This is a genomic window from Pseudomonas sp. R2-7-07, assembly GCF_003852355.1.
Taxonomy (GTDB): Bacteria; Pseudomonadota; Gammaproteobacteria; order Pseudomonadales; family Pseudomonadaceae; genus Aquipseudomonas.
In genome coordinates this window covers 2,504,220-2,524,212 of record NZ_CP027759.1, presented here as the reverse complement: position 1 = coordinate 2,524,212, position 19,993 = coordinate 2,504,220, and the positions used below count along the sequence as shown (strand labels likewise).

Here is a 19,993-nt window from a genome sequence, read left to right as displayed (position 1 = left end):
TTCAAATCGCCTCTAGTTCGCTCAAAAAGTCACGAAGATCATCAAAATCTTCCTCGCTGCCGGCGCGGAAGGTGGCTGCGGCCTGCACGTAGGCACGCAGCGATTCGGTCTGGAACAGTTCCATCAGCGGGACGTCCAGGCCCAGCTCGGCCTGGACCCGCGAGGTAATCTGGATGGCCAGCAAGGAATGCCCGCCGACTTCGAAGAAGTTGTCGTTCAGGCCCACTTGCGCAAGGTGCAGCACGTCGGCCCAGATCGCAGCGATCTGCTGCTCCAGTTCGGTTTGCGGCGCCACGTACTGTTGTTGCATCTGGCTGGCGTCCGGCAACGGCAGGCCCTTGCGGTCGAGCTTGCCGTTGGGGGTCAACGGCATCTGCGCGAGGAACACGAAGTGCGCCGGCACCATGTAGTCCGGCAGGCCGCTTTTCAGAACGCGGCGCAGGGTGTCGCGGAATTCGGCCTGGTCGGCCAGGGTCGCATCGGCCGGCACCACGTAGGCCACCAACTGCTTGCCGGTCGGCCCTTCCTGGGCCACCACCACGGTTTCGCCGACGCTGTCCTGTTCACGCAAACGTGCTTCGATTTCACCCAGTTCGATACGGAAACCACGAATTTTCACCTGATGGTCGACACGGCCGAGGTAGTCCACCACGCCATCCGCACGCCCACGGGTCAGGTCGCCGCTGCGGTACACGCGGCTGCCGGGCTTGCCGAACGGGTCCGGCACGAAACGTTCGGCGGTCAACCCCGGACGCTCCAGGTAACCCCGCGCTACGCCCTCGCCGCCCAGGTACAACTCGCCGGCCACGCCGATGGGTTGCAGATTGAGCTGGGCATCGAGCACGTAGCCGCTGCGGTTGCCGAGCAAGGTGCCGATGGGCGCGTAGACGGCGCCGCACGGGTCGCCTTTGCGCGCCTTCCACAGCAGCGGCGTGACCACGGTTTCGGTGGGGCCGTAGCCGTTGAACAGGTAGGTCGGTTTCAGCGCACGCCAGGCCAGGTCATAGCTGGCTTGCGCCACCGCATCACCGCCAAAGCAGTACACGCGCACCGCCGGAGGGTTGCAGTCACGCTCGGCATGTTCGGCCAGTTGTTGCAGGTACACCGGTGGGAATACGGCCATGGTCACGTTGTGACGGTGCATTTGTTCGTAGGTGTATTCCGGTAGCCACAGGCTGTCGTCACGGATCAACACGCTGGCGCCGTTGATCAGCGGGTGCATCCAGCCTTCATGGGCACCGTCGAAGGCGAACGACATGAAGTGCAGTTCGCAATCGGCGGGGCTGGTTTCATAGCGCTCGCCAGTGGCGATGATGTGCGCCACCAACGGCCCGTGAGGCACCGCCACACCCTTGGGCATGCCGGTGGAACCGGAGGTGTAGATCACGTAGGCGAGGTTGTCGCCATGCAGAACCACGTTCGGCGCGGTGTCGCTGAGGTGCGCCCATTGCTCGGTAGCGTCAATCGCCAAGGTCTCCAGCCCTGCCGGAATCGGCAATTGCGCCAATGCCTGGGTATGGCTGAGCAGCAGTTGCGCCCGGCTGTCCTGCATCATGTACAGCAGGCGGTCACGCGGGTATTCGATATCCAATGGCACGTACACGCCACCGGCCTTCAGCACGGCGAGGAAGGCCACCATGATCTCGGCGCTGCGCGGCATGGCGATGGCCACCCGCACTTCCGGGCCGACGCCACGGGCGATCAGCCCATGGGCCAGGCGGTTGGCCTGGGCGTCGAGCTCAGCGTAACTCAGGGTTTGCGCATCGAACTTCACCGCCACTGCATCCGGGGTTTGCCGCGCACGGTCAGCGACCAGCTCATGCACCAGGCGCTGGGCCGAGTAGCCGGATTCGGTACGGTCCCACAGTTGCAGGATGTGTTGCTGCTCGGCGGCGTCCAGCAGGTGCAACTGGCCAATGGATTGATGTGGATCAGCGACCATCGCCTGTAGCAGGTTCTGCCAATGCGCCGCCATACGCGCGATGGTGGCAGGCGCAAACAGGTCGGTGGCATAGCTCAGGGAGGCATGCAGCGCCGTCGGGCTTTCTTCGACGTCCAGCGCCAGGTCGAACTGGGCCACGCCTTCGTCCCAACTCAGCACTTCAATGTGCAGGTCGGTCAGCTGCTGCAACTGGCTTGCGGCGGACGTCACGCGGTGGTTGAACAGCACTTGGAACAGTGGGCTCAGGCTGAGGCTGCGCTCCGGTTGGAGCGCCTGCACCAGTTGTTCGAACGGCAGGTCCTGATGGGCCTGGGCGTCCAGGGAGCGCTGGCGCACCTGGCGCAGCAACTGCTCGACGCTCATCTGCCCGTGCAGATCGGCCTTGAGCACTTGGGTGTTGACGAAGAACCCAATCAAACCCTCGGTTTCCAGGCGGTTACGGTTGGCAACCGGGACGCCGACGCGCACGTCTTCCTGGCCGCTGTAGCGGTGCAACAGCGCCTGATAGGACGCCAGCAGCACCATCGGCAGCGTGACGCCGACGTTGTGCGCCAAGGTACGCAGGCCGTCCAGCAGCCCCGGCGCCAACTCGATGCCCAGGCGTGCGCCGCGATGGCTTGGCAGCGCCGGGCGCGGGTAGTCGAACGGCAGCTCCAGCACCGGTTGCTCGCCGCCCAACTGCTCGCGCCAGTAAGCCAGTTGACGCGCCTGCTCACCGGCCTCCATCCACTGGCGTTGCCACACGGCATAGTCGGCGTACTGGATCGGCAATGCCGGCAGGTGCGGCGTTTGCCCCTGGCTGAACGCGGCGTACAGCTGCACCAGTTCCTCGACCATCAGTTGCATCGACCAGCCATCGGAGACGATGTGGTGCTGCACCAGCACCAGCACATGGTCGTCCTCAGCCAGGCGCAGCAACTTGACCCGCAACAGCGGCCCGCGCAGTAAATCGAAGGGGCGTGCGACCTCGGCCGCCACAGCGCCCTTGAGGTCGGCGTAGGCACAGGCGCCCCGGTCGATATCGATCAGGTCCAGCGCTTCGATGACTTGCACCGCGCCCATGGCCTCCTGGCGCAGATGGGTGCGCAGGCTTTCATGGCGCGCCAGCAGGGTGTCGAAACTGCGTTGCAGCGCGGCCTGGTCCAGCGGGCCATGCAAGCGCAAGGCACTGGGGATGTGGTAGGCCGTGCTGTGCGGGTCCAGTTGCCACAGGAACCATTGGCGCTCCTGGGCGTAAGACAGCGGCAAGGGTTGCGTGCGGTCGGCCCTCTGCAGCGCCGGCGCGGTGACGCCCTCCTCGCCCAGTGCGCGCACAAAGTCACCCAGCAGCGGTTGTTCGAACAGGGTCTTGAGCGCGACTTCCAGGGCCAAGGCCTGACGCACCCGCGACACCACCCGCGTAGCCAGCAAGGAATGCCCGCCCAGTTCGAAAAAGTGATCGTCGAGACCGACCTGCGGCACGTCCAGCACCTCGGCCCAGATCGCCGCGACCTGTTGTTCGCGCGGGGTAACGGGGGCCAGATGGCCTTTACTCAGTTGGCTGGCATCCACCTTGGGCAAGGCCTTGCGGTCGAGCTTGCCGTTGGGGGTCAGGGGCAGGCGGTCGAGGAACAGCAGGTGCGCCGGCACCATGTAGTCCGGCAGGCGCTCGCGCAACGCGGCTTTGTAGGCCTGTTGTTCGTCCGGTGCGGAGCTCACCAGGTAGGCGATCAAGCGGTCGTTGTCGGCCAGCACCACGGCTTCACGCACGCCTGGGTAGTCACGCAGGCAGGCTTCGATCTCACCCAGCTCGATACGGAAACCACGCACCTTGACCTGATGATCGACCCGGCCGAGGTACTCGACCACGCCGTCTGCGCGGTAACGCGCCAGGTCGCCGGTGCGGTACAGGCGTGCGCCGGGCGCCCCGAACGGGTCCGGCACAAAACGCTCGGCGGTGAGCGCAGGCTGTGCGTGATAACCACGCGCCAGGCCGACCCCGCCGATCAGCAGCTCACCGGCCGCGCCTTGCGGGCATGGCGTGAGCCCGGCATTGAGGATGAACAGCGAGGTGTTCGCGATAGGCCGCCCGACCATCGGCTGCGCTTCGTGCAGCCGATGGGCCGCCGACCAGATGGTGGTTTCCGTCGGCCCATAGAGGTTCCACACCGGGCCTTGCAGAGCGAGCAGGCGCTGGGCCAGGTCAGCCGGCAACGCCTCGCCGCCGCACAGGCACTGGACGCCGCGCAACAGCTGCGCGCGCGGGCTGTCGAGCAGCATGCGCCAGGTCGACGGCGTGGCCTGCAGCACCGTGGCCGCCTCGCTGTGGACCAGGTCGAGAATGGCTTCCGGGTCGAGGGCCATGGCCTGCTCGCTCAGCAGCACCGTCGCGCCGACACTCAGCGGCACGTAGAGCTCCAGGGCGAAGATGTCGAACGAGAACGTGGTCAACGACAACAGGCGGGCATCAGCGCCGATGGACAAGCTGTCAGCCATGGCGCAGGTAAAACTGCACAGCGCCTGGTGCCGCACCATCACGCCTTTGGGCTTGCCGGTGGAGCCGGAGGTGTAGATCACATAGGCCAGGTGTTCCGGCGTGAGCGCAACCTCGGGGTTGTGTTCTGCACCCGGTTCATCCTCGACCAGCAGCACCTGCAGGCCCTCGGGCTGCGCCAGCTGGCCGTGCAACCGCGCCTGGGTCAGCAGCACCCGGGCGCCGCAGTCGTCGAGCATGAAGGCCAGGCGCTCGGCCGGGAACTGCGGGTCGAGCGGCACGTAGGCAGCGCCGGCCTTGAGGGTGGCCAACAGGCTGACCGCCATGTCCAGGGAGCGCTCCACATGCACCGCCACCAGCACGTCAGGGCCCACGCCTGCCGCAATCAAGCGATGCGCCAGGCGATTGGCCCGACGGTTGAGTTCGGCATAGCTCAGGCGGTCGCCATTGAAGCGCAGTGCGACGGCCTCCGGCTGGGCAAGGGCTTGGGCCTCGAACAACTGGTGCACGCACTGCTCGCTTGGATAGTCAAATGAGGTGTGGTTCCAGTCTTCAACCATTTGCTGCCATTGCGGTGCGCTGAGCATTGCCAGGTCATCGAGCGCCTGGGACGCATCGCGCACCACCGCGTGCAGCAGGTTATGCCAATGCCCGGCCAGACGTTCCAGGGTTGCCGCTTCGAACAGGTCGGTGGCGTACGTCAGCGACGCCCAGAGGCCCTCGGCGGATTCTTCGGTTTCCAGGCTCAAATCGAACTGGGTGGTGTGCCCGGCCCAGTCCAGCGCCTGCAACGCCAGGCCCGGCAAGTGCATAGGGCCGGCGCGCAGGCTGTCCTGATGGTTGAACATCACCTGGAACAGCGGGTTGTGGCTGAGACTGCGCTCAGGCTGCAAGGCTTCCACCAGTTGTTCGAACGGCAGGTCCTGATGCGCCTGGGCCTCCAGGGCGCGCCGCTTGACCTGGGCCAATAACTGTTCGAAAGGCATTTGCCCATGCAACTGCGCCTGCAGTACCTGGGTGTTGACGAAGAAACCGACCAGTCGCTCGGTTTCCAGGCGCGTGCGGTTGGCGATCGGCACACCGACGCGAATCTCGGACTGGCCGCTGTAGCGATGCAGCAAGGTCTGGAACGAGGCCAGCAGGAGCGTGAACAAGGTCACGTCCTGACGCTGGGCCAACGCCTTGAGCTCGGCCACCAGCGCGCGGTTCAGATGGATCTGCCGGCGCGCGCCCCGATGGCTTTGCACTGCCGGACGCGGGTGGTCCAGGGGCAGCGCCAGCACCGGATGTTCACTGCCCAGGCGCGCGCACCAGTAATCGAGCTGGCGCTGTTTTTCCCCGGCGGCCATCCAGTCACGTTGCCACTGGGCATAGTCGGCGTACTGGATCGGCAACGCCGGCAAGGCGTTGTCGCCCTGGTAGAGCGCCACCAGCTCATCGACCATCACTTGCATCGACCAACCGTCGGAGATGATGTGGTGCTGGGTGATCACCAGCACATGATGCCCTGGCGCGACGTCGAGCAATTTAACCCGCATCAGCGGGCCGCTGCGCAGATCGAACGGGCGCTGGATTTCCTCGGCCACCGCCTGTTCGATCACCGCCACATCGACGCGCTGCTGCTCGATGGTCACCGCCACGTGCGGATGGATGACTTGCAAGGTGTGCTCGCCTTGCTCCACAAAGGTGGTGCGCAGCGGCTCATGGCGCTGTACCAGGGCCTGGAACGCCTGCTCCAGTGCGGCGCGGTTGAGTTGGCCACGCAGGTGCAGGGCGGCAGGCACGTGATAGGCCGCGCTGGCCGGGTCCAGTTGCCAGAGGAACCATTGGCGTTCCTGGGCGAAGGACAACGCCAGCGGCCGACTGCGCTCCAGCGCCAGCAACGGCTGCGCCGTGCTCACCTGCAGCGCCGCGCAAGCGTCGGCAAATGCGCGCAGGGTCGGCTGTTCGAACAGCGCGCGCAATGGCACTTCCAGCTTGAGCGCATGCCGCACCCGAGAGATCACCTGGGTGGCCAGCAGCGAATGACCGCCGCGTTCAAAGAAGTGATCGTCCAGGCCGACGCGCTCAACCTGCAACACCGCTTGCCAGATCGCCGCGAGCTGGATTTGCAGCGGGCTGTGGGGCGCCACGTAGGCCGGGGCGTGCAGGTTCAGGTCCGGCGCCGGCAGTGCGCGGCGGTCGAGCTTGCCGTTGGTGTTCAAGGGCAAGGCCTCGAGCACCACCCACTGCCCAGGCACCATGTAGTCCGGCAGCGACTGGCGCAAACGGCCCGCCAGTGCCTGTGTCTCCAGCACATGGCCCTCGGCGGCTACCACGTAGGCGACCAATTGCGTGCCCGTGGCGCTCGGCAGCGCATGTACCGCCGCTTCACGCACCTGCGGCAAGGCTTGCAGGCTGGCTTCGATTTCGCCCATTTCGATGCGCAAGCCGCGAATCTTCACCTGATGGTCGATACGCCCGACGTACTCCAGCGCACCCGCCTCGTTGTAACGGGCCAGGTCGCCGCTGCGGTAGAGCCTCGCACCGGGGACGGCGGAAAACGGGTCGGGCAGGAAGCGCTCGGCGGTCAGCGCCGGGCGGTCGAAATAGCCTTGGGCCAGGCCGGCCTCGGCACCAATGCACAACTCGCCCACGCCATCGGTCGCCTGCAGTTCGAAAGCGCTGTCGAGCACGTAGAGCGAGCGCCCTGCAATCGCGCGCCCAATCGGCACGCCGAACGCGTCGCTGGCATCAGCCAACCGGCAATCGTGCACGCTGGACACCACCGTCGCCTCGGTCGGCCCGTACGTGTTGACCAGCCGCACACCGCCCAACCCGGCGGCATGCCAGGCGCGCAGGCCTTCCACGGACATGGCCTCACCGCCCACATGCACCTGGCGCAGCTTGCCCAGGGGGCGGCGGTGCACGGCGCATTCCTTGGCCAGCAAGTACCAGTAGGCGGCGGGCAAGTCGGCCAGGGTCACGCCCTGTTCAACGATTTCTCGCGCCAGTTGCCCGGCGTCCCACAGTTCATCGCCGCGCATGATCAGCGCCGCGCCCACGCACAGCGGCGGGTAGCACTGCTCGACAAAGCCGTCGAAACTGAAAGTGGCGAATTGCAGCACGCGGTCCTGGGCGCTCAGTTGGCTGTACACCACGGCGCTGTCGAGGAACTGGTCGAGGGCGGCATGGTCGATGGCCACGCCTTTGGGCTGGCCGGTGGAGCCGGAGGTGTAGATCACATAGGCCAGGTCCGCCGCCATCGCGTGGTTGGGCGGATTGGTCGCGGGGTAGCTGGCCAATTCATCACCGCCGGCGCTGAAGTCGATGCGGCTCAGCCCTGCCGGCAATGGCAAATCGGCCAGCAGGCCGGTTTCGCTGAGCAGCAGGTCGAGGCGGCTGTCCGCCAGCATGTAGGCCAGGCGCTCGGCCGGGTATTTCGGGTCCAGCGGCACATAGGCCGCGCCGCTCTTGAGCACCGCCAGCAGGCTGACGATCAGTTGCGGGCCACGACGGCACGCGAGGCCCACGCGCTGACCGGGGCCGACGCCGCGTTCCAGCAGGCGATGGGCCAGGCGGTTGGCGCGGGCGTTGAGTTGGGCATAGCTGAGGCGTTCGCTGCCAGCCTGCACCGCCAGTGCGTTCGGCGTGGCCTGGGCCTGGGCAGCGATGCGTTCATGGGCGCGTTGATGAGGCTGGGCGGCTGCAGGCAATCGGCTGAGGGCAAGCACGTCGCGCTGGGCGCTGGCGTCGAGCAGACGCAGGTTGCCCAGGGGGCCTTGCGCGTCTGCGAGAAATTGCGCGAGCAGGTACTGCAGGTTGTCGCTCAGGCGGATGACCTGGGCTTGGCTGAAGTGCGCCCGGTCGTAGCTGAATTCCAGGCGCAGGCTGGCACCCAGTTCGATGCCGAGGGTCAGTGGATAATGCGTGCGCTCATGGTTATGCAACGGCCCGAAGCTCAGCCCGGCCGGCGCCCCCTGCTTCAGGGCTTCGGCCACCGGGAAGTTTTCAAACACCAGCAAGGTGTCGAACAGCGCGGCGCCTGGTTGGCCAGCCCAGCCTTGGATGTCATAGAGCGGCACATGCTCGTGATCGCGAAGGCTGAGGTTCAGCGCTTGCAACTCACCAAGCCAGCTGATGGCCGATTGTGCCGGCGAGGCGGCGCCGATGATCGGCAAGCTGTTGATGAACAGGCCCAACTGCTGTTCGATCCCCGGCAACGGCGCGGAACGCCCGGCCACGGTGGCGCCGAACGCCACGCACGCCTGGCCGGTGTAGCGTTGCAGCAGCAGGCTCCAGGCCCCTTGCAGCACGGTGTTGAGAGTGACTTTGTATTGGCGGGCGAACTCACTGAGGGTGTGGGTGAAGTCACAGCCCAGCACGACCTGATGGTCGGCAGTGCCCGCCCCCGCAACCGGCGTACGCAGCGCTTGGGCCAGCAGGGTCGGCGCTTGCAACGGCGCCAGCTGGGCTTTCCAGAACGCTTTGCCGTTGCCTTGCCGTTGCAGCCAGCCCAGGTAATCGCGGAATTGCCCGAGCGGTGCGGGCACCGTCTGGCCGGCGTAATGGGCAAGCACCTCGCCGAGCAACTGGGCGTTGCTCCAGCCATCCATGAGAATGTGGTGGCTGGTGAAAATCAGGTGCCAGGTCGCCCCCGCGCCGCGCACCAGCATCAGGCGAAACAGCGGCGCGGTATCGAGTGCGAAACCGCGTTCACGCTCGGCGTGGGCCAGCGCATCCAGATCGGCACTCGGGTCTTCAATCACCTGCAGTTGCAGGTCGACCTGGCGCCGGATCACTTGATGGGCGCTGTCCAGGCCCAGCCAATGGAAGCTGCTGCGCAGGATGTCGTGCCGGTCCAGCGCGGCCTGCCAGGCGCGCCCGAACGCCAGCAGATCAAGGCCGTCGATGTCGACGCGCAACTGGTTGATATAGGCCTGGGCCTCGGGCGCCAGCAGGGTGTGGAACAGCATGCCCTGCTGCATCGGCGACAGCGGGTACAGGTCGGCGATGGCCGGCCCGGCCACCGGCAGTCCATCCAGCTGCGCCTGAGTGACCTGTGCCAGGGGGAAATCCGATGGCGTGATCTGCCCGGCCGGTGTGGCACAGCAATGGGCGATCACGGCCTTGAGCTCACAAGCGAAGTCGTCCGCCAGGCGCTGGATGGTCGCAGCCTCGAACATCTCGCGACTGAAGCCCCACTGCAGCGCCAATTCACCGCCATACACCTGCCCTTCCACCGTCAGCCAGTTGGCCAGCGGTGCCTCGGGGTCCTGGGCCTGGCCGCTGCCCTCGGCGGCCGGTACAAACAGTGCCGATTCATCGAACTGGCGATCGAACTGACCCAGGTAGTTGAAAGTGATGCGTGGCACGGCCAGGCCGGCCAGGGATTCGCGGGCTCCGGGCGCGCCGAGGTAGCGCAGCAGGCCATAGCCCAGGCCCTTGTCGGGGACTGCACGCAGTTGTTCCTTGACCGCCTTGATCGCGCCGGCCAACTCGCCGTCCGCTTGCAGGCGCAGCGGAAACAGGCTGGTGAACCAGCCGACGGTGCGCGTCAGGTCGATGCCTTCGAACAGGTCTTCGCGGCCATGCCCTTCCAGCTGGATCAGCGCGGCGGGCTGAGCGCTCCAACCGCTGACCACGCGCGCCAGGGCGGTGAGCAACAGCTCATTGACCTGGGTGCGATAGGCCGCCGGCGCCTCTTGCAGCAACTGGCGCGTGTGCTCGGCGTCGAGGCGCGTTTCCAGCTTGGCGCCCAGGCGATGCTGCAGGCCGCCTTCAGGGTGATCACACGGCAACTCGGCCTCGGCGGTTTGCGCCTGCCAATACGGCAGTTGGTGCTCGAGAACGTGCGCCTGCTCCTGCAGCCGGTGCGCCCAGTGCTGATAGGCGCTGGTCTTTGCCGGCAACCGCTGCTCGCGATACGCCTGTTGCAGGTCTTCCAGCAGGATGCGCCAGGACACGCCATCCACCACCAGGTGGTGCACCACCAGCAGCAACCGCTGGGTGCCGTCGGCCATCTCGACCAGGGCGGCGCGCAGCAACGGGCCGTGCTCCAGGTCAAGGCTGCGTTGGGCCTTGTCACACAGCGCGGCCAATTCGGCGTCGGTGTCGGCCTGGGCCTGCCACAGCAACGCTGCGTCGACCGCAGTGGCGTGGTGCTGTTGCCAACCCTCAGCCTGCGCCACGAAGCGCAGGCGCAGAGCATCGTGATGCTGGACCACTTGCATCACGGCCGCGTCGAGCCGAGCGGGCTGCAGTGGTTCACGCGGGGTCAGCAGCAACGACTGGTTCCAATGGTGACGCGCCGGGATGGCCTGGGCGAAAAAGCCCTGCTGCACCGGCGTGAGGATGACCTCACCGCTGACTGGCCCCTGATCGACTTCGCTCAGTTCGTCGACGCCCGCCACCAGCGCCAGGCTGCGCACACTCTGGTACTGGAACAGGTCGCGCGGACTGAGGCGGATACCGGCCTGGCGGGCCCGGCTGACCACCTGAATGGAGATGATCGAATCGCCGCCCAGCTCGAAAAAGTTATCGTCCAGGCCGACGCTGTCGATACCCAGCACGTCGCTCCAGATCGCGGCCAGGGCTTGTTGCAGGGTATTTTCCGGGGCAGCAAAGGCCTGCTGCGCCGTGGCGTCCGGCAGTGGCAGTGCCTTGCGGTCGAGCTTGCCGTTGGCGGTCACCGGCAGTTTGGCAAGCGCGATGAAGTGGCTTGGCACCATGTATTCCGGCAAGCTGCCGAGCAGCCAGGCCTTGAGGTCGGTCGGTGCGTCGCGTTCCAGCACCAGGTAAGCCACCAACTGTTTGCCGCCGTGTACCACCACCACCGCTTCGCGCACCGTTGGGTGCTGCATCAGGCGCGTTTCGATCTCGCCCAGTTCGATGCGCAGGCCGCGCAGCTTGACCTGATGGTCGAGGCGGCCCAGGTATTCGATCACCCCATCGGCGCGCTGGCGCACACGGTCGCCGGTACGATACAGGCGCTCGCCGGCCACGAACGGGCTCGGCACAAAGCGCTCGGCCGTCAGCGCCGAGCGGCGGTGGTAACTGCGCGCCAGGCCGGTGCCGCCGAGGTACAGCTCGCCTGAGACACCAGCCGCAACCGGGTTGAGCTGGGCATCCAGCACGTAGGTGCCGAGGTTGGCGATCGGTCGGCCGATGGGCACGCTGTCGGCGCCTTCGTCGATGCAGGTCCAGTGGGTGACGTCGATCGCCGCTTCGGTCGGGCCGTAGAGGTTGTACAGGGCTGCATTCGCCAGCTTGGCGAACACTTGGCGTTGTGCGTCCAACGGCAAGGCTTCGCCGCTGCAGACAATGCGCTTGAGGCTGGCGCAGGCCTCGACGCCGGGCTCATGGATAAACGCCTGCAACATTGACGGCACGAAGTGCACCGTGGTGATGGCGTGCCGGCCGATGGTCTCGATCAGCCGGGCCGGCTCCCGGTGTTCGCCCGGCGCGGCGACCACCAGGCGCGCACCCGTCATCAGCGGCCAGAAGAATTCCCACACGGAAACGTCGAAGCTGAACGGGGTTTTCTGCAGCACCGCGTCGCCGCCATCGAGTGCATAGGCCTGCTGCATCCAGCACAGGCGGTTGACCAGCGCGCGGTGGCTGTTACCGGCACCCTTGGGTTTACCGGTGGAGCCCGAGGTGTAGATCACGTAGGCCAGGTTCAGCCCATGCAGGCTGACGTTCGGGGCTGCGGTGCTGTAGCCGTCGAGCCAGTTCGCCGGCTGATCCAGGGCAATCACTTGGAGGCCTGCGGTCGGCAGCCGTGCCAGCAGGCTTTGCTGGCTGAGCAGCAGCCTGATGCCGCTGTCGTCGATCATGTACGCCAGGCGTTCCTCGGGGTATTCCGGGTCCAGCGGGACGTAGGCGCCGCCCGCCTTGAGGATCGCCAGCAGGCCCACGACCATGTCGATGGAACGCTCGACGCAGATGCCCACCAGCACGTCCGGGCCGACGCCTTGTTCGCGCAATGCATGGGCCAACCGGTTGGCGCGCGCGTCAAGCTGGGCGTACGTCAGGGTCAGCTCACCGAACACCAGCGCTGGCGCGTCAGGCGTGCGTTGCGCCTGGTCTTCAATCAAGTGATGGATCGCGTGTTCGGTCGGGTACGGCGTGGCCGTGTGGTTCCAGGTCTTGACCAGCAGCTGTTGCTCGTCAGCGTCCAGCATCGGCAGCTCACCGATGCGCTGTTCAGCATCTGCCACCATCGCCTGCAACAGGCGGGTCCAATGGCGCGCCATGCGCTGGATGGAGGGCGCGTCGAACAGGTCGTTGGCGTAGGTCAGCGCGGCATGCAAGGTGCCGGATTTTTCATAGGTGTCGAGGGTAAGGTCGAACTGGGTGGTGCGGCCTTGCCATTCCACCAGGGCCAGTTCCAGGCCGGAGGCGGTGCTGACAGAGGCGATATCCGCCACCACCGGTTGATGGTTGTACATCACTTGGAACAGCGGCGTATGGCTGAGGCTACGCTCGACGTTCAAGGCATCGACCAAGCGTTCGAACGGCAATTCCTGATGGGCCTGGGCGCCCAGGGCGTGCTCCTTTATGCCTTGCAGCAGTTCGGTAATGCGGGTTTGGCCGGTCAGCTCGGTGCGCAGTACCTGGGTGTTGACGAAGAAGCCGATCAAGCCTTCGACTTCAGTGCGGTTGCGGTTGGCGATGGGCACGCCGACACGAATGTCGCCCTGCCCCGTATAACGATGCAACAACACGTTGAAGGCGCCGAGCAGCAGCATGAACAAGGTGACGTTGTGCTTTTGCGCGCACAGGCGCAGTTGGGTGGCCAGCGCCGGGTCGATCTCGAAGGCATGGCGAGTGCCCTGGTAACTTGGCATGGCCGGCCGTGGACGGTCGGTCGGCAGCTCCAGAACCGGATGTTCATCGCCCAGGCGCGCCTGCCAATACGCCAACTGGCGCGCCTGCTCGCCGGCCTCCAGCCAGCGGCGCTGCCACAGGGCGTAGTCACTGTACTGGATCGCCAGCGCCGGCAATTGTGGCGCCTCATTGCGCTCGTGGGCGTCATAGCAACGGATGAACTCGTCGATCAACACATTCATCGACCAACCGTCGGAGACGATGTGGTGCAAGGTCAGCAGCAGCACGTGCTCGTGTTCGTCGAGCCTGAGCAGTTGCACGCGCAGCAGCGGGCCATGCTCCAGGTCGAACGGCAGTAGCGACTGGCGCGTCGCTGCCGCGTTGACCGCCTGCTCACGGTCAACGGGCGCCAGGGTGCTCAAGTCCAGATGCTCGATGGCCAACGACGGCTCGATTGAAACCTGCACCAGACGCTCATCCGCTTGACGCTGGAACACCGTGCGCAAGGTTTCGTGACGCGCCACCAGGCTGGCGAACGCTTGTTCCAGGGCGTCGAGGCTGAGCGCGCCTTTCAAGCGTACGGCGCCGGGCAGGTTGTAGGCGCCGCTGGCCGGATCCAGCTGCCAGAGAAACCACATGCGTTGCTGCGCGTAGGACAGCGCCTGGCGATCCTCGGTCTCCACTCCCGCCGGAATCGGAAACCGGGAAAAATCCACGCCTTCTTTCTGCAAGGCCTGCAGGAACACCTGGCGTTTTTCCAGGGGCAACCCGATAAACCGGCGAGCAAGTTTCAAGGAGTCTTCAGCATTCATTTGTTGGAGTCCGGAGCAATAGGCAGGAAGCACAAAGGCACGTCGTCCCTATAAAACGAACCGCAGAGGGAAAAATTAGCGAGTAATGGGGGCCTGCAAGCGAGGTGTCATCACGGGTTACATCAATCTCGGGAAAGACACATCAGACCGAGCTAGCATTGACGTACACCACTTTTTGCAACTACATTTAGTTACACGCAGGGAACGCCGTGTCCAAAAATGAAAAGCTGCTCGCCAAACTGCTCAATGAGCACATGGCATTCACCTGGTCTGAACTCGTAACCCTGTTACGGCGACTGGGTTACACACAGATTGAAGGGGCTGGAAGCCGGGTCAAATTCGACATTGGCGACCCCAGTGCACTGATCACCTTGCACAAGCCTCACCCCGGCAACGAACTGAAACACTACATTCGGCGCCAAATCATCGAACAATTGAAATCAGGAGAACTGGTTCAGTGAACAACCAGCTGAAACACAAAGGCTACATCGGCTCCATCGAAGCCAGCCTCGAGGACAACTGCCTGTTCGGCAAAATCCTGTTCATCAAGGCCCTGGTGAGCTACGAAGGCAAGACTGTCGCAGAGTTGGACGCGGCCTTCCAAGAGGCGGTGGACGATTACCTCGCCACCTGCCAGTCGCTCGGGCAAACTCCTGAAAAGCCATGCAAGGGCTCGTTCAACGTACGCGTTGGCCATGACCTGCATCTGGCGGCAGCGTTGGCGGCGAACCGCAAGAAAGTGACGTTGAACGACCTGACACGCCAGGCGCTGGATGAGTTTCTACACCATCATTTCCCGCAGCCTTGCGCGGCGACCGGCTGACTGCCTAACCGCCGGTACCCCAGCACCGCCGAACCCAACACCACCACCCCCGCCGCCAGTGCCACCCAGAACCCGCTGGCGGCGCCAGAGTGGTCAATCATCCAGCCGGAGCTGGCGGCGCCGATGGCCACCCCGATGCTCAGGCCGGTGATCAGCCAGGTCATGCCTTCGGTGAGGCGGCTGGGTGGGACGACTTGCTCCACCAGCGCCATGGACACGATCAGGGTCGGGGCGAAGAACAGACCGGAGATAAAGATCGACACGGCCAGCCCCGGAATGTCAGTCACCAACAGTAACGGCAACGTGGTCACGGCCGTGGCTACGCCGCAGTACAGAAACTGCCGGGGCAACGGCGCCTTGAGCTTGAGCATGCCGAAGGCCAAGCCTGCCAGGCAGGAACCGATGGCGTAGACCGACAACACAATACTGGCTGCCGTCGGGTGGCCCGCCTGCTGGGCGAACGCGACGCTGACCACATCCACCACACCGACGATCACACCCATGGCGAGCAGCAGGGTCATCAGGATCAGCACCGACGGCGAGGCGATCAACCAGCGCCCGTGGTGGTCATGACGTGCATGCACCGGCGGTTCAGTGGTGCGTTGCAATACGAAGGTGGTCACACCCACTGCCAGCAATACGGCCGCCACCAAAGGCCCGGCCTCGGGGAACAGCACCACACTGAGGCCGACGGAAATGGGCGGGCCGATGATGAAGCACACTTCATCGAGTACCGACTCCAGGGCAAAGGCGGTGTGCAGCTTGGGCTGACCACGGTACAGCTCGGTCCAGCGCGCCCGCACCATCGCCGACATATTGGGCATGCAGCCGGCCAATGCGGCGAACAGGAACAACGTCCAGCCTGGCGCCTGCAAACGCGTGCACAGCAACACCATCAACAACGCGCCGCCACCGATCGACGCCGCAATGGGCAGCACCTTGCCCTGGCTGTAGCGGTCCACCAGGCGTGACACCTGCGGTGCGCAAAACGCGGTAGCCAACGCGAATACCGCCGCCACCGAACCCGCCAGACCGTAACCGCCATGCACTTGCGAGAGCATGGTGATCAGGCCAATCCCGGTCATGGAGATCGGCATGCGTGCCAGCATGCCCGCCAGCACAAAGGCGCGAGCGCCCGGCACCTGGAACAGCTCGGCGTAAGGGTTAGCCATCGATAAAGCGCCTTCTCTGCTTGGGTGGGCAACCTTTTATCACAGCAGCCGCTTGATCTGCTTATGCCGCCATACCAGGCGGTAATACGCGGTCTGCAGCACCAGCATCGCCAGGTAAGTCACCGGAAACGCCATCCACACGCCTTCGAGGCCAAAATGCGCATTGAACAGGTAGGCCACCGGCAACTCCACGCACAGCACACAGAAAATCGAGATGGCGACCGGTATCAACACCACACCGCTGGCGCGCATGATCCCGCCGATCACGGCCTGGAAGCCGAACACCAGGATGCTCCACAACATGATGTGCAACAGGTGCTCAGCGTTGACGCGGGCGGCGGCGTCGGTGATGAACAGCCCCAGCAGCCAATGCGATAGCCCATAGCCGAGCACGATCAGGCCACCCGTAAGGGCGGTGTTGATCAACAGCCCGGTGCGCAGAATCGGCCCGATGCGCTCCAGGCGCCCGGCGCCAATCGCCTGGGCACCCAGGATCGAGGCGGTGATGGCAATCGACAGCGCCGGAAACTGCACGTAGTTGACGATCTGCGTCACCGCGCCGTACGCCGCCGTCGCCTGGGAACCGTGGCCGTTGACCAGCGCCAGGATGACCAGTTCCGACAACGACAGCACCACCATCTGCAGGCCTGTCGGCAGGCCGATGCGTAAGACCTTGCCGAGGATCACCCGGTCCAGGCGCAAGGCGGCGAGCATGTCGCGATCCGGCGCCATCACCGAGTTTTTGTGGCGCAGGCGCAGGATCAGAAACAGCATCGCCAAGGCATTCCCCGCCAGCCCCGCGTATGCCGCACTCTGGATGCCCATGGGCGGCAGGCCGATCCAGCCGCGAATCAGCGCTGGCGTCAGCAGCAAACCCACCAGGGTCGACACCATCAAGGCCAACAATGGTGAAACGGTATCGCTGACACCGCGTAGCAGTTGGGTATAAAGAATGAATACCAGCAACAGCGGCATGATCAGCATCATCACTTGGGCGTAGCCCACCGCATCGTCAAGCACATCGACAGGGGTTCCCAACGCCTGCAACGCGGGGCGGGCCAACAGGCTGCCAAGCAGGGCTGCGACCAAACCCACCAGCGCGCCGAGGGTCAGCGTGGCGCCGGTGATCACCTTGACCATTCCCGTCTCGCGGGCGCCCCAGGCCTGGCCGATCAACACCGAGGCGCCAGCCCCCAGGCCAATCACCAGGGCAATGAAGAAAAACACGATGGGGAACATGCCCGACACCGCCGCCAGCGCGTGGGTACCCAGCATCTGCCCGACATAGATACCGTTGAGCGTGCCGGAAAAGCTTTGCAGAAAGTTGGACAGCACCATCGGTGCCAGAAAAAACAGATAGACCTGCCACAGCGGTCGTTGTTGGATGACTTCCATGATGATTCGGGGCCCTGGGTCTCGGTGGTGTCGTCAATCGCTTGAGTCTATTGGCGCTGAACCGCGAATGCTACGCCCAGATGACGATCCCACTGCACAAGCCTCTTGAGCACCGACGGCTGCTACCCGAGTCACCGGAAGCAGCCGTTGGCGCTCATTTGATCCTGCCCACCCGCAGCCACGGAGTAATTACCCACAGGTGCGTTGGCTTAAGGCTTGGCTCGCTACGTGAAGGATTCTTTCTCGATCATATGGTCGATGTTAACCATGTCGAAACGTTTGTCTTCAGCGCCTGGCGTACCGTCTTCCCGAACGCCGATATCCAACTCGCGCAATAATCCCGGACGATTGAGCAACTCCAACGCCACTTCGCGCGCTTGCGGGCTGAACGTTCGGTCGGACGGAATAAGACCGGCTGCCTCTTTCAGCTCATTGGCGTTGACATAATTGTCATCCGCACCGGCGGTAAACTGCCTGAAATTATCTTTCACGGCCTGTAGCAGCCCGGCGTTGCTCATTGTGCGGTACTCACTCGCTGCATCGCCCAGATCCTGCCGGGAAATACTGCCGTCAAGTGTGCCACTGCGGCCTTGATCAAGGGTCTTGAACAGTTGGCCCCGCTCCAGCAGCTCCTGCGCGATAGCGGCATCCGCCGCGCTGATGGGCCGACCATCCAGAGCGTATCCCGACGCTGCAGCACTCAGTGACGCGTCAGTGATCGTTCCCGTTGAGGGGTCTTGCAGGTTGCTGAAATGGGAGAGCACTTTGGCCGATAAGGCTTCGTTACTGTCATTAGCATACGGTCGCTGCCCTGTCGTCATGGGGTTCCACTGCTGACTGACTGGCATCCCCGCATAGGACGGCTGCTGCGCCCCGAACGCTCGTGGTGCAGGTGGCGACGCGTCCCAGCCTTCCATGCCGCGCGGCCCATTGGAGGAAGGCTGTTCGCAGAACGCAGGAGCAAACTGCTGGTTGACTCTCTGTTGCTGCATCGCGCTGGTATAGCGCGCGCCAAACTCCCCTGTTGGCTGTTGCATCGCGCCGTTATAACCCGCTGACCGATAGCCACGTGCGTCTTGCTGAGCTAACTGGCTGATGGCTAGTTCCACATCCTCTTGGTTGATCAGCCCGTCTTCCTGACCGCCGTTCTGAACGCCATCAAAGAGCCGTGGGAGGTCGCCCCGGCCCAATATATCCCTAGCAAGCAACGTCATCTGATCATGGTAACCGCCGTCTACCAGTGGACGATTGGCAAAGTCAATAAGCGAGTCTCGCGAAACGAAAGCAGCTCCAGACGAGAAGTATTCAAAGTTGCGTAGCAGCGACTCTGCGACTGCCGAATTGGAATAAATGCTGGTCATACTGCTCGGCATGTTCGCAGTAGCCTTGCGCCCATAATCGTCAGGGGTATATCCGAAGCTCTGTGCGGGTGGAGGCGAATAGAGCGGCTGGTTGAAGTTAGGATTCATTGCAACACCTCATGTCTTGGACGTAACAACTGCTTAACCAGGCCAGTAAGCCCTCGATTCAGCTACCTCTTGGTGGCAACCGAAAACAGTGCAGTTCCAAATAAACATGCAGTTACACGCAAGGAGTTTACCGTCGCACGCAAAGTAAAAGCCTGTGCAACGATGCGAAAAAGAATTGCATTTGCGTAGGACCGATCTGAAAGCCCCGCTCTCTCATATACGCTTTCGCATCAGAAATGGACTACCCACCAAACGCCTGCGAAGGCCGGCGCAACGTCGGATCAAACGGGTTGATCCGTGGCCCGATCGCCGCCGCCTCGCGCTTCAACAATTCCACCACCATCGGCAAACGGCTCGGCCCCAGGCGATCACTGATGGTCGCTACGCTCAACGCCGCCACCGCATGCCCGTCACGGTTGAGAATGGGCACCGCCAGCCCGGCCATGCCTTCGAGCACGCCCGTGTTGCGCGCGGCATACCCCAGGCTGCGCACATTCTCGACCTCCGAACGCAACAGCACCTCGTCGTACACATGGAAATCCTTGAGCCGTGGCAGGTTGTAGCGGATTACCGTTTCGCGCTCTTCCTCGGGCAGGAACGCCAGGATCGCCAGGCTGCCCTGCCCCACGCCTAGCGCCACGCGCCCACCGATATCGCCGGTGAAGGTACGGATCGGGTATGGGCCTTCGCTGCGGTCCAGGCAGATCGCGTCGAAGCCACTGCGGGCCAGCAGGAACAACGAATCGCCCAGCGACGCACTCAAGCGCAACAGGCTTGGCCGTACCAGGTCGCGCAGGTTGCCGGTTTTGCCGGCATTCGCCGCCAGGGCAAAGAACTCCAGGCTCAGACGGTAGCGCTTGCTGCGCGCGTCCTGCTCGACCATGCCTTCGTCCATCAGGCTGCGCAGCAGGCGGTGGGTGGTCGGTTGCGAGAGGCCGACCTGCTGCGCAAGCTGGGTCACGCGTTCACCGCCTTCCGGCACTTCACCCAGGATGCGCAGCAGTGCAAACAGGCGAGAGACGCCGCCTGAGCCAACTTCCCTAGCTCCTTCATTCCGCTCAGTGGAATCATTCACGCTTAATCTCCAACTAAATTC

Annotated in this window: 7 protein-coding genes; 2 read left to right on the top strand and 5 right to left on the bottom strand. The window is 64.3% G+C overall.

The annotated features are described in order from the left end of the window. Nucleotide 1 precedes the first annotated feature (1 nt). Nucleotides 2-14,038, bottom strand: a complete 14,037-nt coding sequence (locus C4J86_RS11550; protein ID WP_124370471.1) for a non-ribosomal peptide synthase/polyketide synthase — start codon at nt 14,036-14,038, stop codon at nt 2-4. A gap of 209 nt (nt 14,039-14,247) precedes the next feature. Here C4J86_RS11550 and C4J86_RS11545 point away from each other — a divergent pair, with 209 nt between their 5' ends. Then, complete coding sequence (locus tag C4J86_RS11545; protein ID WP_124370470.1) at nt 14,248-14,499, top strand: type II toxin-antitoxin system HicA family toxin; 252 nt, start codon at nt 14,248-14,250, stop codon at nt 14,497-14,499. Then, the gene (locus C4J86_RS11540) at nt 14,496-14,861 is read left to right on the top strand and encodes a type II toxin-antitoxin system HicB family antitoxin (RefSeq protein WP_124362545.1); all 366 of its coding nucleotides are present in this window, start codon (nt 14,496-14,498) and stop codon (nt 14,859-14,861) included. The genes C4J86_RS11545 and C4J86_RS11540 overlap by 4 nt, the downstream gene beginning before the upstream one ends. Here C4J86_RS11540 and C4J86_RS11535 read toward each other — a convergent pair. From C4J86_RS11535 to C4J86_RS11520, 4 genes are all read right to left on the bottom strand, one after another. Beyond that, a complete protein-coding gene (locus tag C4J86_RS11535) occupies nt 14,828-16,033 on the bottom strand; it encodes an MFS transporter (protein WP_124370469.1) in 1,206 nt (401 codons plus the stop codon). The two genes, C4J86_RS11540 and C4J86_RS11535, sit on opposite strands and share 34 nt — an antisense overlap. Before the next feature lie 39 nt (nt 16,034-16,072). Next, nucleotides 16,073-17,428, bottom strand: a complete 1,356-nt coding sequence (locus C4J86_RS11530; RefSeq protein WP_124362543.1) for an MATE family efflux transporter — start codon at nt 17,426-17,428, stop codon at nt 16,073-16,075. Between the two features lie 224 nt (nt 17,429-17,652). Further along, on the bottom strand, nt 17,653-18,897 hold the full coding sequence (locus tag C4J86_RS26910) for a hypothetical protein (RefSeq protein ID WP_177412745.1): 1,245 nt from the start codon (nt 18,895-18,897) through the stop codon (nt 17,653-17,655). Between the two features lie 241 nt (nt 18,898-19,138). Next, nucleotides 19,139-19,972, bottom strand: a complete 834-nt coding sequence (locus C4J86_RS11520; protein ID WP_124403955.1) for an IclR family transcriptional regulator — start codon at nt 19,970-19,972, stop codon at nt 19,139-19,141. Nucleotides 19,973-19,993: the final 21 nt, after the last annotated feature.

Coding starts and splice junctions, on each gene's coding strand:
- C4J86_RS11550 (WP_124370471.1), bottom strand. CDS start 14,038: ATGAATGCTGAAGACTCCTTGAAACTTGCTCGCCGGTTTATCGGGTTG.
- C4J86_RS11535 (WP_124370469.1), bottom strand. CDS start 16,033: ATGGCTAACCCTTACGCCGAGCTGTTCCAGGTGCCGGGCGCTCGCGCC.
- C4J86_RS11530 (WP_124362543.1), bottom strand. CDS start 17,428: ATGGAAGTCATCCAACAACGACCGCTGTGGCAGGTCTATCTGTTTTTT.
- C4J86_RS26910 (WP_177412745.1), bottom strand. CDS start 18,897: ATGAATCCTAACTTCAACCAGCCGCTCTATTCGCCTCCACCCGCACAG.